We start from the raw sequence: 21,007 nt of genomic DNA on the forward strand, positions 1-21,007 counted from the left end.
CCAGTTTAGCGGTACGCCCGCAGAGCCAACAGGTTATGCGGCGTTGGTTCTTCTTCTCCGGTTTTGATTGGTTTCAGGTTGCCAATTTCAGCCAGTTTGGTGACTTCGGCTTCTTGAATGGGAGCGGTGATGTCATTGGCTTCGTCGGTATTGGAGGCATCCAGCGGCTCTTGTACCAGTTTGATTAGGTTGGATTCGTCTTCGTGTTGGGGGGCTGGTGCATCGGTCGTGGGTTGTTTGCTTTCCAAACTAGCCGTTACGTGTTGTACGGCAACTTCCAGCGAGAACAACAGGTCACGGGCATTTTCCATGCCTTTGTGTAAATCGGTCGACATCTGTTCGGTCAGATCCAGCGTTTTGGCAATACGTTCCACGCGAATGTGGTCGATTTGCTCAAATTGCTGATGAATGCGGCGGCTTAGGTCGTTGCTTTGCTCTTCGCGGCGGCGCATGGTTTCAAGGTGCTTACGGCTTTCTTCCATACCAGAGGTTAGCTCGTGGCGTGCCAAGTCAGTGGTTTGGAACAAGGTGCTGAAGTGTTCACTGGCTTGCGATTCCAAGCCTTCCATTTCGGTGTTGAATTTCAAGAACACAGTATCAGCGTCTTGTTGGTAGCGTTGCATTTGTTCCAGTAAGTGACTGGATTCTTTGAGCATGGTTTCCAAACGGTTGTGAACTTCGGCGGAAAGGCGGGCATTTTCCTGCTGGTTGTGTGCTTGTTCGTGGTGATGTTCGATTAGACGGCGGGTAAAACCTTGCGCCATTTTTTCTTGTTCACGCAAGCGGGTCAGGCTGTCATCCACTTGGGTGAGACCTTCGTGTAACTTGCTGCGGATGCGTTTGACGCTTTCCACCGAGTCACCGAGTTGTTCGTCCCAATAGGTTTGCAGGTGTTGTAAACGATCACCCAGTTGGCTGGATATATCACGGATTTCCTGTTCTGCGGTAGTTACCCGTTCGATGATACGTTCGGCCTGTTCGGCGCGTGCTTGGCTGGCTTCGTAGCTACGTGTCGTCTGTTCTACTTGGGATTTGAGCTTGCTTAACAGTGAATCGGCATCTTGTGCACCATGTTGCGTAATTTCTAGTACATCTGCTACCCGCTTGCGATCTGCTTCGGCCTGTAGACGGATAACCCGCAGCTCTTGGGTTTCCTGGCTGGTGGTTTGTGGCAATAGCAGTAACACTGCACCGATGGCAGCTAAGAGTGCAACCAAAATGATAATCCAGTCAATATAACCCAACATAAGCAAAAACCCTGTGTCTAAATCGATAATTTATTCTGTTTAGTATAGCTTTGGATGTCAAAATTGCCTGTGCAGTTCAACCCCTTGAAAAAAATTATAGTCTATGGCGAAAAGATAAATAACCCATGCCGAAACAATAAATATTTTTCATCTTGCATGATTTTACTGCACTTGTCACGTATTGCCCGTCCCGTTAAGTGTTAGTCTTAGCCAGACTTACTTACCAGTAAGAAAGTACGATGAGAACCTGATACCGAGTAAGTGGCTGATTCAGCATGATCACCGATACCTGTGTATACGTCGAAACGTCCATTGCCTTGAATAGCACGTCCATGGTCTTGCGCGAAGAGTAGACGCCATTCGGTTTCCCCAGTGCGTTGACCTTGTGCATTAACACGCGGCAGTTCTGCCAGTAATACCGATCCATGTGGGATATAGCGGCTATCCACAGCAATGGTATGCCAAGGGACTACTGATGCACCTGATGCCGTTTTAGGTAAGCCTTTTGTTTCGCGAAAAAAGATGTAACGCGGATTGTGTAACAGCGCTTCGCGCATGATGGCGGGGCGCTCATTTAACCAGCGTCCAATATTATCATGTGTGAGGCGGCCAACATTGTATCCTTTGGCTTTCAAGTAATCGGAAACAGGCTGGAATGCTTTACCATTATTACCGGCATAGTCCAAAGTGCTGACTGTGCCATCAGTAAAATGGATCTGCGCTGAACCTTGCACTTGTGCAATGTATAACAGATAAGGGTCATCTACCCAGGCGACCTCTAGATTTTTTGACGCCAATGCTCCTTGTGCAATCTGGGCGTGGCTTAACTGACTGGCTTTGCCTTTGGGCATACGGTAAACCGGTATAGTAAAACGTTCGGTACGTGTGCGGCTTCCCACCAAAGAAGGTGTGTAGTAGCCGGTGAAGTCACCTGCCTGTGGGTGTTTCTGTGAGGCAATAGGGATGAGATCAAAGCGTTGTCGGAGGGAGTTGGGAGATAAGTCGCCTTGCCAATATAGGAGTTGTTCAATGGTATCTTGCAATGTTTTATTGGCAATATTAGCGCCTAAAGGTGCTTGGCGTTCCCAACGTTTTTTGTTTCTCAGCGAGTTGGCTAAGTCACGCAAGCCTGCTTGAACGGGGCTGTTGCTGTTAGCGATGGCGGGTGCAGAATACGTTGCTAATTGTATACGTGGTTGCATAAAACCCGTGCGACTAGGCGCAAACTCCCCCCGTTGTGTCTGTGGTTGCGCCCAAGATTCCCAGATAGGCGTGTCCGCAAATGACGGCGCATTAACGCTGGTGAGCGTGCTCATGAGAATAGTAGTCGCTAAACGACGTGGTTGCATATTGACACCCTGGATTATTGTTATGGTTATTTGGGTCAGAAAACTGTCAACATTATGGGACTGGTCAACAGGTGCGTGAAGGCGTGAACGGTAGATTCAGATGGGCGGATAGCAAATGATAGAATTGATTTTACTTATTATGTATAATTGCTCACATAAGCTACGTATCAAACGTAAGTTGATCAAAAAATAAAGATAACAATGCTGGGACTGGTGATGAAAAAACTGTGGGGCAATAGACTGAAGTCATTGAGCATCTTGTTGATTACTCTGTGTAATATCACGGTAGTTCAGGCTGCTCCAGCGTATAACCCGAATGCAAGTCCTTCAGATATGGCGGCAATCTTGGATGGGCCGGGCTTGTCAGTTAGTAATTTATCCATCACACGCGGTGTCACGCAACAATACGGTGTGTTTACGCAGGGTGGCTCGGTGTGGGGAACTGACACTGGTGTTTTTCTGAACACAGGTAATTTAGGGAGTATCCAAGCGCCTAACAGTGGCTCAGCGTATTCTCACAATACCAAAGGGCAGTATCTTGACCCTGATTTGAGCAGAATCAGTGCTAAAGCCAAATATGACCCTGTTCTTATGGAGTTTGACATTAACCCTCAAGGGGATCGTGTTAACTTTGTCTTCGCATTTGGCTCAGATGAATATCCTGAATATGTGTGTAGCAGTTTCAATGACGCATTTGGCCTGTTTGTGTCAGGGCCGGGGTTGAATGGGGTTAGAAATGCAGCATTTGTGCCGGGTACTGGCGATGCCATTGCGGTGAATAATGTGAATGCAGGCAGTCCTGGCATAAATGCTGACGGTGCCGCTTGTAATTTGAATAATGCTACTTACTTTGTGAACAATGGGAATAGCAGTGCTGCGACACAATTAGATGGCTATACCCGCCCAATGACAGCCTCCTTAGAGGGGTTAATACCGGGTCAGACTTACCACGTTAAGTTGGCTTTGGCGGATGCGGGTGATCCGGCCTATGACTCAGGAGCTTTTTTCAAATGGTTAAGTAGTACGAAATCACAGCCAGTGGATCTTTCGTTAAACATATCCACAAATCAGGTTGCTCCTGCTTGGAACAGTGAAGTGGAAATCAGTTATACAGTTGAGAATACTTCGGCAAATGCGACGAGTTTGGTGCAGGTGGGGTTGGTATGGCCTGCTGGCCTTGTTTGGGTGGGTGATGATTCGGCGGGAAGTTATAATCCAGCAACAGGTATTTGGGATGCCGATGTGATTCCTGCCAATGCGTCCAAGACACTTAAAATACGTGCTCGTGTAGGTACTGCCAGCAATTATCGGCTCGATGGTGAAATTCACTTTGCGTTTAATCAAGACCCTGATTCAACACCGTTTAATCGCAGCAGCCACCCGTATGAAGATGATACTGCTGCGTTGATGCTATACCCTATTGATAAACCGGTTAATAGTGCACCAATGATTACGAGTTATGGGGGGGCGGCAAGTGCGAATATCAGTACGCCAGAAAACTCTCAGGCAGTGACTACGATTACTGCGGAAGATGCCGATGGTGATGCTGTTACTTATCGTCTTGGAACGGAGGTCGATGAGCACTTATTTCAGATCAATACCAATAGTGGTAAATTGGCGTTCATCAAGCCTCCCGATTATGAAGATCCTAAGGATTCCAATCAGGATAATTTATATATTCTGACCGTGATTGCTACCGATGGTGTGAACGAAACCACGCAACTGCTGTTTGTTACCGTAACAAATGTGCTTGAGAATTCACCTCCGAAAATCGTTAGCGAGGCAGGGGAACCTGGTACTACTTTGAGCATGTTAGAAAATCTGCAAGTTGCTGCCACAATAACAGCAGAAGATGCAGATGGAGACCCTATTGCCTATAGCATTAGTGGTGGAGAAGATGCTGCTTTGTTCCAGATCAGCAATAGCGGTATCTTGAGCTTTATGGTGGCACCGGATTATGAGAAACCACTGGATGAGAATAAAGATAATATTTACGTTGTTATTGTGACAGCTAACGATGGTTTTTATAGCGTTTCCCAGACGATGAATATCAGGGTGTCAGATGTGTTTGAGAATTTAGCGCCAGAGATCAACAGTTATTCAGGTGTCGCTGCTGTAAACGTGTCAACACCAGAAAATAAAAAAGAGGCAGGCGTGGTGACGGCGATTGACCCTAATGCCGAAAGCCTGATTTACAGCATCAGTGGTGGCGCAGATGCAGCGCTATTTAGTATCAATTCTGCAACGGGAGTCTTGGATTTCGTGACTGCGCCTGATTACGAAAATCCTAAAGACAGTAATCGTGATAACAGTTATGTGGTGGTGGTTAGTGCTACGGATGTGGGGGGGCTAAGTGCAAGCCAAACGCTAACGATACAGGTGACGGATGTGGATGATCTGCCCTTCGTTAATCTGAATTTGCGTGTCTTTTTGCAAGGTGCTTACAGTGCGTCGAGCAAGGTGATGCGTGGTGATTTGCACCGTCTGGGAATACTGCCCGTTTTGCAGCCCTATGGTGAGTTGAAAACGGCTTTCGGTTATGCGTCTTCTTCTGACATGGTGTCACCATTCGATTATAAGGGTAAGGAAACGGCTAGTGCTGCGGTGCTGGCTGCTGAGGGTGGCAATGCGCCAGTCGATTGGGTATTGGTGGAAGTACGCGATGCTTCTGACCCCAGTAAACGTATCGGAGTAGCGGCTGGACTTTTACAGCGTGATGGCGATATTGTGGATGCTAAGACGGGTACAAATGTGTTATCCGTTTGGAATGTGATTGAAGATGCTCCTTATTACGTTATGGTGCGTCACCGTAATCATTTGGCGATTATGACGACAGCACCGTTAACACTGAGTCGCAGCCCCACTATGGTCGATTTTACGTTGCCTTCCACCCCAGTGTATGGCGGCTCTAGAGCGCGTTTAGAAAGTGGTGACACTGCTTTGATGTGGACGGGTGATGCTAACAATAGCAATACCGTTATTGCCAATGGGCCGGGTAGTGACAGTAATGTGTTATTGGGTGCAGTATTAGTTGCCCCAGAAAATACTAAAGTCAATGCCGCATTTAGGCTGCCTGGTTATTATTCCACTGATTTCAATCTGGATGGTGCAACGCTGTATACCGGTCCAAGCAATGACATCAACTTGATGTTGGGCAATATTTTGATGCACCCCGGCAATACCAGTTTCAGCGGTAATTACATCATTCGCGGTAACGCGCCTATCTGACGTGGGGGTTCAGGTTGCCAGCGGCAAGCGGCTTGACTATAGTAAGTCGTTCATAGATTACCCCGGCAATAACGGAGAAACCATGTCGCAGGCTGATTCCATCCATACCCTGTCCTTGAAGGGCATTCACGACGGGGTGCATACGGGCAAATTTTCTGTCATGGAAGCGACCGATGCGTATCTTGATCGCATCGAACGCTTCAACCCTGAATTAAACGCCTACATTACCGTCACCCGCGAGTCTGCGACAGCGCAAGCCGTGGACATCGACAATCGCATCCGCAAGGGCGAGTTGACGGGGGCAATGGCGGGTGTACCGTATGCGCTCAAAGATTTGTTCTGCTCGGAAGGCGTGCGGACTACCTGCGCCTCCAATATGCTGTCGAATTTCATTTCACCGTATGACGCGCACGTCGCGGAAAAGCTTAAGGCGGCAGGCGGCGTATTGCTCGGCAAGAACAATATGGATGAGTTCGCGATGGGGTCTTCCAACGAAACCTCGGCGTTTGGGAATGTGCGTAACCCGTGGGATACCACCAAAGTACCCGGTGGTAGCTCTGGTGGCGGTGCAGCAACGATTGCAGCACGGCTTGCGCCGATGACGTTGGGAACGGATACGGGTGGTTCGATTCGCCAACCCGCTTCATTCTGCAATATCACCGGGATTAAACCGACTTACGGGCGGATTTCGCGCTACGGCATGATTGCGTTTGCGTCCAGCCTTGACCAGTGTGGGCCGATGGCGCCGTCGGCGGAAGATTGCGCGATTACGATGAATGTTATTGCGGGCTTGGATAGCCGCGATTCCACCAGCGTCGATTTGCCTGTGCCGGATTACACTGCCAACCTCAATGGTTCGCTGGAAGGTTTGCGGATTGGATTGCCGAAAGAATTCTTCGCCGAAGGGCTGGATGTGCAAGTCGGTGCAGTGATTGACCGTGCCATTAAAGAATTCCAAGCCAAGGGCGCGATCATCAAGGAAGTGACCTTGCCGAATAGCCACCTTGCCGTACCCGTGTATTACGTGGTTGCTCCGGCGGAATGTTCCTCGAATCTGTCGCGTTTTGATGGGGTACGTTTCGGGCATCGTTGCGAGAATCCGAAAGATTTGATGGATTTGTACGAGCGCAGCCGCTGGGAAGGTTTCGGCGATGAGGTAAAACGCCGCATTATGATCGGCACTTACGCACTTTCCGCAGGGTATTACGATGCCTATTATCTGAAAGCCCAGCAGGTTCGTCGGCTGATCAAACAGGATTTTGAAGCCGCATTCAAGGATGTGGATGTGATCATGGGGCCTTCTTGCCCGACCACCGCCTTCGGTATCGGCGCGAAAAAAGATGACCCGATTGCGATGTACCTCGAAGATTTGTACACCATTCCGGTCAGTTTGGCAGGGTTGCCGGGGATGACCTTCCCCATCGGCTTTGCGGCGGACGGTTTACCCGTCGGGATGCAATTGGTCGGCAATTATTTTGAGGAAGCGCGGATGTTGAACATTGCGCATCAGTACCAACAATGGACGGACTGGCACACGCAAGTGCCAGCCCAGTTCGCGTAAGGAGGACAGCGCATGGAATGGGAAACCGTTATTGGTCTGGAAATTCACGCCCAGCTTGCCACCAATTCAAAGATATTTTCGGGTTCATCGACCGCTTATGGCGCAGAGCCGAACACGCAGGCCAATCTGGTCGATTTGGGGATGCCAGGTGTTTTGCCCGTGCTCAACAAAAAAGCCGTGGAATTGGCGATTCGCTTAGGCTTGGCGATTGATGCCGAGATTGCACCACGTTCGATTTTTGCGCGTAAAAATTACTTCTACCCCGATTCGCCCAAAGGCTATCAGATTAGCCAGTATGAGCTGCCGATAGTTGCTAATGGTCACATGGACATTCAATTGGAAAACGGCGACACCAAGCGGATTGGCATTACCCGCGCCCATCTGGAAGAAGATGCGGGCAAATCGCTGCACGAAGATTTCCAAGGGCAAACCGGGATTGACTTGAACCGTGCGGGTACGCCGTTGCTGGAAATCGTCTCCGAGCCGGATATGCGCAACGCCAAAGAAGCGGTGGCGTACATGAAAAAGTTGCACGCATTGGTGCGCTACCTCGGCGTGGGTGATGGCAATATGCAGGAAGGCTCGTTCCGCTGCGATGCCAACGTGTCGGTACGTCGCCCCGGTGCAGAGTTTGGCACACGTGCCGAAATCAAGAACTTGAACTCGTTTAAGTTCATTGAACGCGCCATCAATCACGAAGTGGAACGCCAAATCGACATTATCGAATCCGGTGGCAAAGTGGTGCAGGAAACGCGCTTGTACGACCCTGACAAGGACGAAACCCGTTCGATGCGCAGCAAGGAAGACGCTAACGACTACCGTTACTTCCCCGACCCTGACTTGCTGCCGGTGGAAATTACGCCTGCGGATATTGAAGCGGTACGCGCTACGATGCCGGAATTGCCGGATGCGAAAAAGCAGCGTTTCATGAGTGAGTTCGGCTTGACCGCTTACGATGCCAGCCTGCTGACGCTTAGCCGTGAAGTGGCGGATTATTTTGAAGCGGCCGCGCAAGGTTGCGGGGATGCGAAACTCGCGGCGAACTGGGTGAACGGTGAAGTCAGCAAAACCTTGGCAGACAACGAGATGGAGATTGCTGCCATTCCAGTGAGCAGTGCGGCACTGGTCGAATTGCTCAAGCGCATTCAAGACAATACCGTGTCCAACAAAATTGCCCGCGATGTGTTCGCGGCAATGTGGAACGGCGAAGGCTCTGCCGATGCGATCATCGACAAAAAAGGCTTGAAGCAAATCACGGATACCAGTGCGATTGAAGCGGTGATTGATGAAATCATTGCGAACAATCCAGGGCAGGTGGCGGAATACCGCAGCGGTAAAGACAAGCTGTTCGGCTTCTTTGTGGGGCAAGCGATGCGGGCTTCTAAAGGCAAAGCCAACCCCAATACCTTGAACGATATTCTGAAGCAGAAGCTGGAGGGCTGAGCATGGCAATTTCGGAAGCTGAAGTGAAAAAAGTGGCACGTTTGGCACGTCTGGCAGTGCCGGATGAGCGGCTGGAAGCGTATACGCAAAACTTGTCCAACATCCTGAGTTTGGTGGATCAATTGAGCGCGGTGGATACCACGGGTGTCGAGCCAATGGCGCATCCGCTGGATATGATGCAGCGTTTGCGTGAGGATGTGGTGACGGAAACCAATCATCGGGAAAAATACCAAGCGATTGCGCCGGAAGTGGAAAATGGGCTGTACCTCGTGCCCAAAGTCATTGAGTAGAGGTATACCGTGAGTCCATTTTCATTATAAAAAATCAGGAGTTATTCCTTATGAATGATAAGAATCCCTACCAACCGCCGCAGTCAGATGTGACGCCCCCGCCGATAAATGTCGGTAATCTGACGTTACTGGCTGAGCCGCGTGCGCTGTCAGCGGGTGCTGGCCTGAGCTGGCTTGCTGATAGTTGGGCATTGGTGAAAAGTAACCTCGTCGTCTGGGTGCTGATCACGCTGGTACTGTTTGTGATTCAGTTTGTGCTGGGTATTGTGCCGGTGGTGGGCGATATTGTTTCCAGTCTGATTGGGCCGGTATTGACGGGTGGTATTTTGATGGGCGCTAGAGCGATTGCTGCGGGTGATACTTTGCGCTTCGAGCATTTGTTTGCAGGTTTTAAAGAAAACCTTGTGCCCTTGTTAGGTTTGGGCGCATTGACGCTGGGGATTGTTATTCTGTTCGGGATTATTATTGGCGGCGCATTTGTCGGCATGAATATGGATCTCGTGCAGAGTGAGATGCGCAGACCTGAAGATTTACTGAGCGGTGTTAACACGGGCTTGATCGCGGTTGGGGTGATTTTGTTGCTGTTGGTGATGATGTTGTTCTGGTTTGCGACGCAACTGGTGGCGTTGAATAATGTTCCGGTGTTTCAGGCGTTGAGCATGAGTTTTAAGGCGTGTTTGCGTAACCCGTTGGCTTTGATTGTGTATTCGTTGCTAATGGTGTTGTTGCTGATTTTGGGAATGATTCCGTTGTTACTAGGGTTGCTGGTGGTAGTGCCGTGGATGTTTGCGAGCATGTATGTTTCCTACCGGCAAATTTTCCTCAAGTAATGCCTTTTACGGCCTGACGTATTTTTGTTGAGAAACCCGCCATTGTGCGGGTTTTTTATGCCCTAAAATGATAAAAATAACTGATTAAGGATGGGTAAAGTTACTCTAGTCTATTAATAGCGTTAATTATTCAAAATTAAGATGCTGTTTACACGAGGGGCTTAGGACATGCGCATTCGAGCGTGGGGAACACTTTTTGCACTGGCGGTTGCTATTGGCACGTCAGGGTGCAGCCAAACTATCCATACGGCTAAAGAGGATGACAGTGATGATTTACTGTTTGGGTATAATAAATCCACTGTAGCTAAAAAAAATACCAAGATCCAAAAAGCTCAAGGTTCACAAGGTGGTCGCAAACAAGCGGCAACTCAACGTCAGACTTATGCTGCGGTTAATGAGGTTTCTGAGTCAGGAATGCCACGATTGTCCAGTAACGAGTTACTGTTGATTGCGGATCGTATTTTTAAAAATGAAAGCGGTGGTGATCCTGATAAGTTAGTGCATTGGAATGATGGGGAGAACTTTGCCTCGATGGGGCTAGGGCATTTTACCTGGTATCCTGCTGGTCGTGCTGCGCGTTTTGGCAATACGTTCCCGGACTTGCTTGGGCATTTGCAGTCGAATGGGGTGCAGTTACCCGTATGGGTACAGCAAGCCCGTTACCAAGGTGCACCGTGGCGTACCAAGGCTGAGTTGATGCAGGCTAAGCACACCGGGCAAGTACGTGAGTTACAAGACTTGTTGTACCAGACTCGCTTATTGCAAGCTGCTTATATTGTGGAACGCACGCGTCGTGCCATGCCTAAGTTGGTGGATGCTGCGCCTGCATATTCGCGTGCTCGCGTTGCCCAAAACTTGAATGCCATTGCCAATACCCCCGGTGGTTGGTACGTGCTGGTGGATTACGTTAACTTTAAAGGCGAAGGGTTGAATACTTCCGGTGGTTATAAAGGCCAGAACTGGGGGCTGTTGCAAGTATTGGAAGACATGCAGCCTAGCCAGCCGGGGCAGCAGTCATTGCACTTGTTTGCAGATGCTGCTAATCGTGTGTTAGCGCGTCGTGTGCGTAATTCACCGCCTGCGCGTAATGAAGCACGTTGGTTGGCGGGTTGGTCAAATCGGATCAATACCTACCGTTACCCGAACGTTTAATACCCTTGGTTAGCGCTCGTCGGGTAATCTGACACGACGAGTGAAATTACATTATAGTCCCATTAAATAAATAAAAATAAGAGGGATTAATTGATGAAAGCAAAAGCCGTTATGGCGTTGGCAGCTATTGCCAGCATTGGCTTGTCTGCGTGTAGCCCTAGTTCTCAGGCGATCAGAAGTTCTGGTAATGGCGCAATGTCGCAGGGGAATGGAGTAGGATTTACACAAAATACCTTCACCATGAATAATCCGGCAGCACAAAGTACCTCGTATTATAGTTCTCAAAATCTTCAGCGTCCTCGCCAATACACGGGCAATGACATGCCGGAATTGTCTTCGGTTGAGTTGCAGGTGATTGGCGACCAGATTTTTAAAAATGAAGGTGGCGGGGATATTAGTAAGCTCGTGCATTGGAATGATGGTGAAGATTTCGCCTCCATGGGGATCGGGCATTTCACTTGGTATCCGGCGGGGCGTAATGCCCGTTTCGGCAGCACTTTTCCTGAGTTGTTAAGTTATATGCAGTCGCGTGGCGTACAAGTGCCCGCTTGGTTGCCGCGTGAAGGTTCACCTTGGCGTAGCAAAGGGGAGTTGATGCAGGCTAAAAACACGCCACAAGTGCAAGAGCTACAACATTTTCTTTACCAGACCCGTTTATTACAAGTGCAATTCATTGTGGATCGCACTCGCCGTGCAATGCCCAAACTAGTCAACAATACCCCGGATCAGCTTCGCCCGCACGTGGTCAATAACTTGAATGCAGTGGCGAATACGCCGGGTGGTTGGTATGCACTGATCGACTACACTAACTTCAAAGGTGAAGGGTTGAGCCGCAGTGGTGGTTATAACGGTCAAAACTGGGGGCTGTTGCAGGTTTTGGAAGATATGCGCCCTTCACGCCCCGGTGAACAGGCGTTACATGAGTTTGCGGATGCAGCAATGCGGGTATTGGAACGCCGGGTGCGTAACTCACCACCTGCAAATAACGAGCGTCGCTGGTTGGCTGGGTGGTCTAACCGCGTGAATACCTATCGCCGTTTGCTGGTCTAGTCCAGAAAGGCATTCACGGCATCACTGAACTCAGCGGGTGTCTGCACATGTGGCAGATGCCCCGCTGCTGCAATGGTGGTTAATGTAGCCAGCGGGAATATTTGCTGGATACCTTCAATATCGGTGTCTTGCACATAATCCGATTGAGCACCACGCACAAACAATGCAGGCTTAGGGAATACGCCATCGGGTGTTGGGAAACCCGAAATTTTTAAATAATGTTGCGTAATTTCCGGCAGGTTGCATTGCCAATAGAATCTTCCCTCTGCATTGCGCCCCAGATTTTTCAACAGAAAACCCCGCTCGAAAGGGTGCTTAACCGTGGCGCTTAACCATTCATCCGCTTGTTTGCGGCTCGTTAGGGTTGCCAGTGGCATGGCTGACATGGCTTGTAACAACGCTTGATGGCGTGGCGGATACATTTTGGGGGCAATATCGACGACCAGTAAACGCTGAATCCGCTCAGGGTATTGCAGGGCTAGTGCCATGGCTACTTTGCCTCCCATGGAATGCCCGATTAAGTCACAGTGCGGAATAGCCAGTGTGTCTAAGACTTCCACAATATCTGCCACCATTTGCCGATAAGACATGCCTGCAACATGGGGTGAATCACCGTGATTGCGCAGGTCAACGGCCAATACGGTGCGTTTGCCTGCTTGTCCCTTGGCAAATGTTTGCCAGTTATCCAGCGAACCCAATAAGCCGTGTAGCACTAACAAGGGTGGGCTGCTGTCTAATGTTCCAAATAGCCGGTAATTCAGCACGCGAAATCACGCCCCATCCTGGCAATATCTTCCAAAATAGTCGTGCGAGCCTCTGGGGTTAGCGAGGGTATATTGTAGTAAATGCTGTGACGTACATCTTTGATACCACAGAAGGCTAATGTGCCGTCCGTGACCGGGCGGTAGATCAGGTGTTCCGCGTCCGTTTGGCGGAAATAATCTTCTGTGCCACCCGCTGTGATCAGGACGAGGGCGCGTTGGTGTTTCAGCAAGCCTTTCACCCCTTCCTGTGAATATTCAAAGGCCGTGCCATTGGTTAATACGTGATCAAACCAGCCCTTCAGTATGGCGGGGCGGTCAAACCACCACAGGGGGTAAATGAAGACTAAGCCATCCGCCCATAACAAATCTTGTTGCTCGCGACTGATTTTTTCGGGGATAACGCCCGTTTGCAGTACCGCTAAGTCAGTGGCGCGTAATACGGGGTCGAAATCTTCAGCATATAAGTCTTTGATTCGTACTTCATGACCACCTTCCAGCAAGCCTTTACGACAATAATCCAGCATGGCATGGTTAAAGCTGCTGGGGTTGGGATGAGCGTAAACAATCAGAACGCGCATGAGTTTTCCACTTGTAAAATTAGGATTCGGTTAGTGTAGGGTATCATTCGTCGGCATGGCTGACTTGAATAATAACTCAGTGTCGATGGCATCCAGTGTATAATTGGCATTGCAGAATTCACAAATGATCTCAATTTTTCCTTGCTCTTGGAGAATGGTTTCTGCTTCTGCCTGTCCCATGGAGCGCAGCATGGTTTCTACGCGCTCGCGGCTACAGCTACATTGAAAGCGGATATCTTTGGCATCAAATAGGCGTACATCTTCTTCATGGAACAGGCGGTAAAGCAGCTCTTCAGGTTCAAGATGTGCTAATTCTTCAGCCGTCAAGGTATCCAGTAATAGGGAAGCGCGTTGCCAATCGTCTTCGTTGTGTTGGGCTTGGGGCAGGCGTTGCAATAAAATTCCAGCGCTTGTGGTATCGTTTGACAGTAGCCATAAGCGCGTTGGCAATTGTTCAGAACGGGCAAAATAAGCTTCTAATGCGGCACTTAGTGATTCACCTTCTACCGGGATCAGGCTTTGGTAACGTTCATTGCTTTGGTTCGATTCCAGGGTAATGGCAAGTTGTGCCTCGCCAAAGAGGGCAGGCAGGCTCGTGCCATCGGCTTCACGACTCCATTGTGCCAGCCCACGTACCGTGCCGTGTGCGGTGGCTTGAATGACCAGTAAATGGATGGGGCCATCTCCCCGAATCTGCAACGAGAGTGACCCGTCATGCTTGATGGTGGCGGCTAACAATACTGCCGCTGTTAGCGCTTCACCTAGGATGGTTTTCACAAAGGCAGGGTAATCTGCCCGTGACAAAACGTCTCGCCAGGTTTGGTCGAGGTGTAACCACTCACCACGAACATGTGCCTGTTCTAGCATAAAATGTCTTAATGTATCTGCTGACATATTTTCTATTAACCTCACGCGGTGAGAATTGCTTTCTAAATGCGGCTTAATCTGCTAAAAAGCATCCATTTTAGCCGGAACGTGAACTTATCACACAAGTCGGCTTGCCCAAAGTAGCGGCGGTTGTTACATTTAGCGAATTATTTTGGGGCTGCCCAGAGGTTAGCCTGTTCGCGGAAAAACGACAGTCACACAGGACGTGTTCGAGTACTCCCTTTATTAGCTTTAAGCCGGATTGATTAGATTATGTTCAGAGCCTTATCAGGTTTGTTTTCCAATGATATTTCCATTGACCTGGGCACCGCCAATACCCTGATTTATATGCGTGGCAAAGGTATCGTACTGGATGAACCTTCTGTTGTCGCTATTCGTCAAGATCGTGGGCCGGGCGGCCCTAAGTCCATTGAGGCGGTGGGAACGGAAGCCAAGAAAATGTTGGGGCGTACCCCAGAGAATATTACCGCGATCCGCCCGATGAAAGACGGCGTTATTGCCGACTTCACCTATACCGAAAAAATGCTGCAACATTTTATTCGTAAAGTGGATGCGGGGCGCATTTTGCGTCCAAGCCCACGGGTGGTGATTTGTGTGCCGTGTGGTGCAACGCAAGTTGAACGCCGTGCCATTAAAGATTCTGCACTAGGGGCAGGTGCTCGCAAAGTTTACCTGATTGAAGAACCCATGGCGGCAGCCATCGGTGCAGGCATTCCGGTGGATGAGGCGATTGGTTCCATGGTGTTGGACATTGGCGGCGGCACTTCCGAGGTGGCGATCATGTCATTGCGCGGGATTGTGTACTCGGCTTCGGTACGTATTGGTGGCGACCGTTTGGATGATGCCATCATCAGCTATGTGCGCCGTAATTACGGGATGTTGATTGGTGAAGCCACCGCTGAACGGATTAAGTGCGAAATCGGTTCCGCTTACCCCGGTAAAGAATTGCTGGAAATTGAAGTCAAGGGTCGTAACCTGTCTGAAGGTGTGCCACGCAGCTTCACCCTGACGAGCAATGAAATTCTTGAAGCCTTGCAAGAACCCCTGTTCGGCATCGTTAGTGCGGTGAAAACAGCGTTGGAGCAAACACCACCAGAATTGGCTGCTGACGTCGCCGACCGTGGGATTGTGCTGACAGGTGGTGGTGCTTTGTTACGTGACCTTGACCGCTTGCTGATGGAAGAAACAGGTATTCCGGTTGTTATTGCTGATGATCCATTGACTTGCGTAGCCCGTGGTGGTGGCAAGATTCTGGAAATCATGGAAGAAGAAGGCGTTAACTTCCTCGCTACCGACTGATCAGCAAGCTGAATAACAAGCAGCAGCGGAGGCGACTATTAACGACACAAACTATCATGCTACGCCGGGCTTTTCTTTTCGGTTCATGGTATTGATCTTAGGTGCATTGGTGCTGATGGCCGTGGATAATCGAACTCCTGCGGCGTTAGCGCCTGTGCGCACGTTCGCGACTATGGTGGTTTACCCGCTGCTGTATGGCGTTGACTTCCCGCAACAGGCGTATCAACGTTCCAGTGGATTCTTTTCTGCCCAACGTCAATTGGCAGAGGAAAATATCAGCCTTAAGCAGCAAGTGCAGGTATTTTCCGCACAACAGCAAGACCTGAATAGAGTGTTGGCTGAAAACCAGCGCCTACGCACGATGTTGAATGCTGCTCCCCGCGATGCTTATACTTTTGTGATGGCGGAAATCTTTAAGGTTGCTCAAGACCCAGTGCGGGGGTTGGTTACGCTGAATAAAGGAAGCAGTGAGGGTGTGAAAGAAAGCCAAGTTGTCCTTGACGGTAATAAGATTTATGGACAGGTGGTGAATGTTACCCCCTTTGATTCCAGCGTTATGCAACTCATCGACCGTGAGCATTCTATTCCTGTGCAAAACCAGCGCACCGGTGAACGTGGCTTGGCAAATGGTCATGGGCGTGGAATGCCTTTGGAAATCAAAAACTTGCCTGCAAGCAGCACCGTCAAGGAAGGTGATGTGTTTGTGTCATCTGGTTTGGGTGGTTTGTTCCCTGCCGGTTATGAGGTGGCGCAAGTACTGCCCAAAGGGGTGGAATTTAAGCAAGGTGATTTGTTTGCAACGGTGTGGGCTATGCCATTGGTTGATTATGAAGCAGTGCGAGAGGTTTTGTTAGTGCGAGGCAAGGCCAGTGACGAAACTGTGCAGCCAGCAGGGGGGAATTAGATGCCCGTTAATGACCCACGATTTCCTGGTGCGGTATTGCTGACGCTTATTCTAGCGATAGTGTTGTCAATCATTCCCTTAGGGGAGTCTGTGGCTTTTTGGCGACCAGAATGGGTGGCATTAACGTTAGTACACTGGGCGCTGATTATTCGTGATCGCATCAGTCTGGTGATGGTGTTTGCTATTGGCCTAATAGTTGATGCTTTATACGGCTCTTTGCTGGGGCAACATGCTTTAGGTTATGTGTTGGTGACTTATTTGGCTGTGCGTCTCAGTTTGAGGATGACACCGGAAGCCTTTTTACAACAGTTGGCGCTCTTGTTCGCTATTTTAGGTGTGTATATGTTGGTGAACCTGTGGATGCTGCGGGTAATCAGCAGCGGTGGTGCTCTGGGTTGGATTTACTGGGTCTCATTGCTGAGCAGCATTGTTATCTGGCCGGTTTATCACTCCCTGTTGGGGTATTTCCATGTGCAGCGTAAAGCCCTTTAATCAACGCCTACTCTAGGTAAATTGTCACTGTGTTGGGTGTTTTGTTACTGTGGTAGTCATAACGCCAAGCCGTGACTAAGAGGAATTCACATGATGTCTACAAATGCCTGCCAGGAATTGCCCTGTGCGGTTGCCGCTATGCCGGATGTTGCCAAGCAACCCCTTGCAGGTGCTAAAGGAACGCTCAACTGGGTGGGAATGAGTCAGATTGAGTTGCCCGTTTTTTTACGTAGTGCCAAAGGCGATCGGGTGCAAACGTTGGCGCGGGTGCAAGCTTACGTCAATCTCATCGACCCGAATAGCAAGGGTATCCACATGTCGCGCTTGTACGTGGCACTCGATACCATCCTCGGCATGAATGATCTGACCCCTGAGGTTTTACGCGGAACCATTACGCAATTTGTCGATACTCACGGTGGCTTGAGTGATGCCGCTTATCTGGAATGCCGGTTTGACTATTTCGATCGCCGTAATTCCTTGTTGAGCGATAACAGCGGGTGGAAGAATTACCCCGTTAAAGTAGCGGCTACCTTGCGTCATGGGCAGATTGATACCGAAGTCAGTGTGGAAGTGCCTTATTCTTCTACTTGCCCGTGTTCGGCGGCATTAGCGCGGCAGTTAATTCAGGAAGGTTTCCGTGAAACGTTTGGCGATGCATCCGTCGTGGATGCAAACACCGTTTTCGACTGGTTAGGAACAACCAATGGGATTCGGGCTACCCCGCACAGCCAGCGTAGCATTGCACAAGTGCGGGTAAAATTGGCAGAAAAAGTGCGCACACTGCCCATTACCAGCCTGATCGACCGGGTGGAAGAGGCGCTCAAGACCCCGGTACAAGCCACGGTAAAACGCGAAGATGAACAAGAATTTGCGCGTTTGAATGCGGCAAATCTGATGTTCTGTGAAGACGCGGCTCGTCGCTTGAAAAATGCCCTGAACGACGATATTTCGGTGCGCGATTTCTGGTTGCGCGTGAATCACATGGAAAGCTTGCACGCTCATGATGCCGTAGCGGTTGTCGTTAAAGGTGTGGAAGGGGGCTACCGTGACGATCCACGCGAATACGTCCACCCGACCTGATAGCTGGATGGAACACGTGGTGTTGGTCGATCAGCATAATGCGGTGCTGGGGACTGTGCCGAAAAGCCACGTGCATACGCTGGAAACCCCGCTGCATCGGGGATTTTCGGTGTTTATCTTTAATCAGGCGGGGGAACTGCTGCTGCAACAGCGCAGTTTCAGTAAGCTAACGTGGCCCGGTTTCTGGTCGAATTCGTGCTGTGGGCATCCGGCATTGGGCGAATCGGTCGCAGAGGCGATTCAGCGGCGGGTGGCATTGGAGTTGGGGATGCAAGTGTATGATTTGCATGAAGCCTTACCCAATTTCCAGTACCGTTGTGAATACGGTGGTGTGGTTGAGAATGAAATCTGCCCGGTATGGTTGGCGCGTACCCGCGATGAACCCATGCCTAACCGGTTAGAAGTAGCCGCCACTCGCTGGATTCCATGGAAAGATTTCAAGCAAGTGTTGGCGGCTGACGCTGCCGGGCGTTATTCGCCCTGGTGCAAGTTAGAAACCACGCTGTTGGATGCGGTGGTAGAGACGCAAAATTTTGCGTCTCTACGCTGATAGGTCGTGATCTAATTCTGCTAACCGTTCGGGTGTACCGATGTCGCGCCAGTCGCCCGCAAAATATTCCCCGCTGACTTGATGTGTCGGCATCGCTTGGCGCAGTAACGGTGCAAGTGGATGCTTGCCTTGAGGCAATCCGGCGAACAGTTCGGGGCGGTAATAACCAATGCCGCTGAAGGTGTAACGCGGTTCGCCACTGCTGCTAACCCGACCTTGATTCAAGCCGAAATCGCCTTGCGGATGGTGTACCGGATTGGCAACCAGCACCAGATGCGCCAGATCGTGTTCCGCAAGGGGGAAAGGCAGGCACGGGTAATCACACCATACATCACCATTCACCACCAAAAACGGTTCGTTGCCCAGCAAGGGCAGGGCTTTGATAATGCCACCGGCGGTTTCCAATGCACCCTCTTGCTGCTCGTCGGAATAGTGCAGATTGACATTCCAGCGTGAACCATCGCCCAATGCTTCGGGGATTTTCCAGCCCAGCCAAGCCAGATTGATCACAATGTCGCGAAAACCCGCACGAGCGAGTTTTTCGATATGCCACACGATTAACGGCTTGCCGCCAGCGGGTAGCAAGGGTTTGGGAGTGTGGTCGGTTAATGGGCGCATCCGTGTGCCGTGCCCGGCGGCGAGAATCATGGCTTTCATGGTAGGCATCAATCAGGAATGTGGACAGTGCCGATGCGTTCAGGAATGCCTGCGCGGCGCATCCATTCGATCAGTTCACTGGTTTCCGGGTAACGTGAGCCTACATGCAGCACATAACTTAGTACCAGTGGCAAGTCGTTAAGGTAGCCCGGTTTGCCGTCACGGTGATTGAGGCGGGCAAAAATCCCCAGCACTTTGAGGTGGCGTTGCAGCCCCATCAGGTCAAACCATTGCTGGTAGGTTTGTTGGTCAACGGGAGGCAGGATACCGGCAGCAATGGCTTCTTTGCGGTAACAATCGACCCACCATTCCACCATTGATTGTGGCCAGACAATGTAGCAATCGCGTAACAAGGAAACTAAGTCGTAGGTCGTAGGCCCCAGTAGTGCATCTTGATAATCAATAATGCCGGGATTGTTGTCGGGCGTCACCATCAGGTTGCGGCTGTGGTAATCGCGGTGTACAAAGGCGACGGGTTGACCGATGGCTGCTTCAATCAGGTCTTCAAAGGTTTGCTGAATTAGTTCGTGTGGAATTTCTTCTTCAGTGAAGCCTAAATGCGTTTTCAGGAACCATTCAGGCATCAGCTCCATTTCACGGCGCAAGATACGTTCATTATAAACGGGCAGGTGGTCACAGTCGGCTTGCTGGAGTTGCAAAAGGGCGTGCAGCGCATCGGCATACAAGTCTTTAGCCGTTTCTGGTGTCAGTTGGCTGAGGTAGCTGGTATTGCCTAAATCTTCCAATAGCAGAAAACCATCCAGCAAATTTTGCGCTAATAATTGCGGCGCATGGACGCCCGTAGCACTCAGTAAGTGGGTGACTTCCACAAACGGGCGGATGTCTTCTTTATCGGGAGGGGCATCCATGCAAATGGCAGTGCCTTCTGGCCCACGGGCGCGAAAATAGCGGCGGAAACTGGCATCGGCTGAGGCGGGTTCCAGTACGGCGTGTTCCCACTGGGGTAGGCTGTTGACCCACTGAGTTAATTGTTCAAGACGTGTATCCTGTGTCATAAACCTCGGCGTTTCCTGTCTCGTTGGTAGGCTATTAAAGAGTGTATCCTAACATGCTAGGCTTTCTGTAAATTGAATAATAAAGTGGCAAATTATGATGAATCATGCTGAAGATTTGTGGCCTTCTGCGGCGTATTACCAGCAAGTAGAGCAATTGCGTGGCTTGATTGGGCAGCCGTTGTATGTGGTGGAAATTGACTCGACTGAAATCAATGCCGGCGTGAGTTTCACGGGTAAGCCTTTTGTATTGCTGGCGATTGTGGATTTTCCCCGACCTGACCCGTATCGGCAATTATGCCCACATTTATTGGTGCTGGATGATGGGCGTGGGGTGAATTTAGGGCGGGTGGCGCGTATCAGTCGTGAGCGTGCATTCGCACCCGCAGCGGAGGATATTGTGTTTAGCAATCAGGAGTTTGTGGAAAACGTATTGTTTGCGCCGCGCAAATTCAGCCGTGCATTGGTGGCAGCCACGTCGCGGCTGGCGTTGGGGGAGATGCTGGGGAAACAGCCTGATACGCTGCTGGAGAAAACGTAGTGTGAACATCCAACTCACGGCAAATTTGGTTGTAAAAATGAGGATGCGTCAATCAGATAGCATTGACAGCAATGCAGGCAATAACTACATT

20 protein-coding genes are annotated in these 21,007 nt (G+C 50.1%); 13 read left to right on the top strand and 7 right to left on the bottom strand.

Going from position 1 to position 21,007, the window contains the following annotated elements:
- Positions 1-5: 5 nt before the first annotated feature.
- The gene (locus QJT81_04635) at positions 6-1,247 is read right to left on the bottom strand and encodes a hypothetical protein (GenBank protein ID WGZ95276.1); all 1,242 of its coding nucleotides are present in this window, start codon (positions 1,245-1,247) and stop codon (positions 6-8) included.
- 206 nt (positions 1,248-1,453) lie between these two features.
- Positions 1,454-2,596 carry an MltA domain-containing protein gene (locus tag QJT81_04640; GenBank protein ID WGZ95277.1) on the bottom strand — a complete coding sequence of 381 codons (1,143 nt, stop codon included), beginning with the start codon at positions 2,594-2,596 and terminating at the stop codon, positions 1,454-1,456.
- Positions 2,597-2,812: 216 nt separating this feature from the next.
- On the opposite strand from QJT81_04640, the gene QJT81_04645 reads away from it, so the two are divergent.
- From QJT81_04645 to QJT81_04675, 7 genes are all read left to right on the top strand, one after another.
- A complete protein-coding gene (locus tag QJT81_04645; protein WGZ95278.1) occupies positions 2,813-5,824 on the top strand; it encodes a choice-of-anchor L domain-containing protein in 3,012 nt (1,003 codons plus the stop codon).
- A gap of 82 nt (positions 5,825-5,906) precedes the next feature.
- A complete protein-coding gene (gatA, locus tag QJT81_04650; protein WGZ95279.1) occupies positions 5,907-7,385 on the top strand; it encodes an Asp-tRNA(Asn)/Glu-tRNA(Gln) amidotransferase subunit GatA in 1,479 nt (492 codons plus the stop codon).
- A gap of 12 nt (positions 7,386-7,397) precedes the next feature.
- Positions 7,398-8,828: an Asp-tRNA(Asn)/Glu-tRNA(Gln) amidotransferase subunit GatB gene (gene gatB, locus QJT81_04655; protein WGZ95280.1), complete on the top strand. Its 1,431-nt coding sequence runs from the start codon at positions 7,398-7,400 to the stop codon at positions 8,826-8,828.
- A 2-nt stretch (positions 8,829-8,830) separates the two neighbouring features.
- Positions 8,831-9,118 carry an Asp-tRNA(Asn)/Glu-tRNA(Gln) amidotransferase subunit GatC gene (gene gatC, locus QJT81_04660; GenBank protein ID WGZ95281.1) on the top strand — a complete coding sequence of 96 codons (288 nt, stop codon included), beginning with the start codon at positions 8,831-8,833 and terminating at the stop codon, positions 9,116-9,118.
- 50 nt (positions 9,119-9,168) lie between these two features.
- Positions 9,169-9,948, top strand: a complete 780-nt coding sequence (locus QJT81_04665) for a BPSS1780 family membrane protein (protein ID WGZ95282.1) — start codon at positions 9,169-9,171, stop codon at positions 9,946-9,948.
- A gap of 168 nt (positions 9,949-10,116) precedes the next feature.
- Complete coding sequence (locus QJT81_04670) at positions 10,117-11,100, top strand: hypothetical protein (protein WGZ95283.1); 984 nt, start codon at positions 10,117-10,119, stop codon at positions 11,098-11,100.
- A gap of 93 nt (positions 11,101-11,193) precedes the next feature.
- On the top strand, positions 11,194-12,150 hold the full coding sequence (locus QJT81_04675) for a hypothetical protein (protein WGZ95284.1): 957 nt from the start codon (positions 11,194-11,196) through the stop codon (positions 12,148-12,150).
- Here the strand turns inward: QJT81_04675 and QJT81_04680 are convergent.
- The 3 genes from QJT81_04680 to hslO are packed head-to-tail and all read right to left on the bottom strand — an operon-like array spanning position 12,147 to position 14,359.
- Complete coding sequence (locus QJT81_04680) at positions 12,147-12,863, bottom strand: alpha/beta fold hydrolase (protein ID WGZ96448.1); 717 nt, start codon at positions 12,861-12,863, stop codon at positions 12,147-12,149. The two genes, QJT81_04675 and QJT81_04680, sit on opposite strands and share 4 nt — an antisense overlap.
- Before the next feature lie 44 nt (positions 12,864-12,907).
- Positions 12,908-13,492 (bottom strand): NAD(P)H-dependent oxidoreductase, encoded by a 585-nt coding sequence (locus QJT81_04685; GenBank protein WGZ95285.1) that lies wholly within the window; start codon positions 13,490-13,492, stop codon positions 12,908-12,910.
- A 30-nt stretch (positions 13,493-13,522) separates the two neighbouring features.
- The gene (hslO, locus tag QJT81_04690) at positions 13,523-14,359 is read right to left on the bottom strand and encodes an Hsp33 family molecular chaperone HslO (protein WGZ95286.1); all 837 of its coding nucleotides are present in this window, start codon (positions 14,357-14,359) and stop codon (positions 13,523-13,525) included.
- 273 nt (positions 14,360-14,632) lie between these two features.
- Between hslO and QJT81_04695 the strand changes: the two genes are divergently transcribed.
- The 5 genes from QJT81_04695 to idi all read left to right on the top strand — a co-directional run bounded on the left by QJT81_04695 (position 14,633) and on the right by idi (position 18,705).
- Positions 14,633-15,679, top strand: coding sequence for a rod shape-determining protein (locus tag QJT81_04695; GenBank protein WGZ95287.1), 1,047 nt, complete (start codon positions 14,633-14,635; stop codon positions 15,677-15,679).
- A gap of 37 nt (positions 15,680-15,716) precedes the next feature.
- A complete protein-coding gene (gene mreC / locus QJT81_04700; protein WGZ96449.1) occupies positions 15,717-16,583 on the top strand; it encodes a rod shape-determining protein MreC in 867 nt (288 codons plus the stop codon).
- On the top strand, positions 16,584-17,075 hold the full coding sequence (gene mreD, locus QJT81_04705) for a rod shape-determining protein MreD (protein ID WGZ95288.1): 492 nt from the start codon (positions 16,584-16,586) through the stop codon (positions 17,073-17,075).
- 90 nt (positions 17,076-17,165) lie between these two features.
- Positions 17,166-18,155, top strand: coding sequence for a GTP cyclohydrolase FolE2 (gene folE2 / locus QJT81_04710; GenBank protein ID WGZ95289.1), 990 nt, complete (start codon positions 17,166-17,168; stop codon positions 18,153-18,155).
- Entirely contained in the window at positions 18,121-18,705 is a 585-nt protein-coding gene (gene idi / locus QJT81_04715) for an isopentenyl-diphosphate Delta-isomerase (protein WGZ95290.1), read from the top strand. Before folE2 ends, idi begins: the two co-directional genes overlap by 35 nt.
- Here the strand turns inward: idi and QJT81_04720 are convergent.
- A complete protein-coding gene (locus QJT81_04720) occupies positions 18,697-19,362 on the bottom strand; it encodes a nucleotidyltransferase family protein (protein ID WGZ95291.1) in 666 nt (221 codons plus the stop codon). The genes idi and QJT81_04720 overlap by 9 nt on opposite strands.
- An 8-nt stretch (positions 19,363-19,370) precedes the next feature.
- Complete coding sequence (locus tag QJT81_04725) at positions 19,371-20,378, bottom strand: phosphotransferase (GenBank protein WGZ95292.1); 1,008 nt, start codon at positions 20,376-20,378, stop codon at positions 19,371-19,373.
- A gap of 94 nt (positions 20,379-20,472) precedes the next feature.
- On the opposite strand from QJT81_04725, the gene QJT81_04730 reads away from it, so the two are divergent.
- Positions 20,473-20,916: a hypothetical protein gene (locus tag QJT81_04730; GenBank protein WGZ95293.1), complete on the top strand. Its 444-nt coding sequence runs from the start codon at positions 20,473-20,475 to the stop codon at positions 20,914-20,916.
- Positions 20,917-21,007 lie beyond the last annotated feature (91 nt).

It is taken from the genome of Candidatus Thiothrix putei, from assembly GCA_029972225.1.
GTDB classification, from domain to species: domain Bacteria; phylum Pseudomonadota; class Gammaproteobacteria; order Thiotrichales; family Thiotrichaceae; genus Thiothrix; species Thiothrix putei.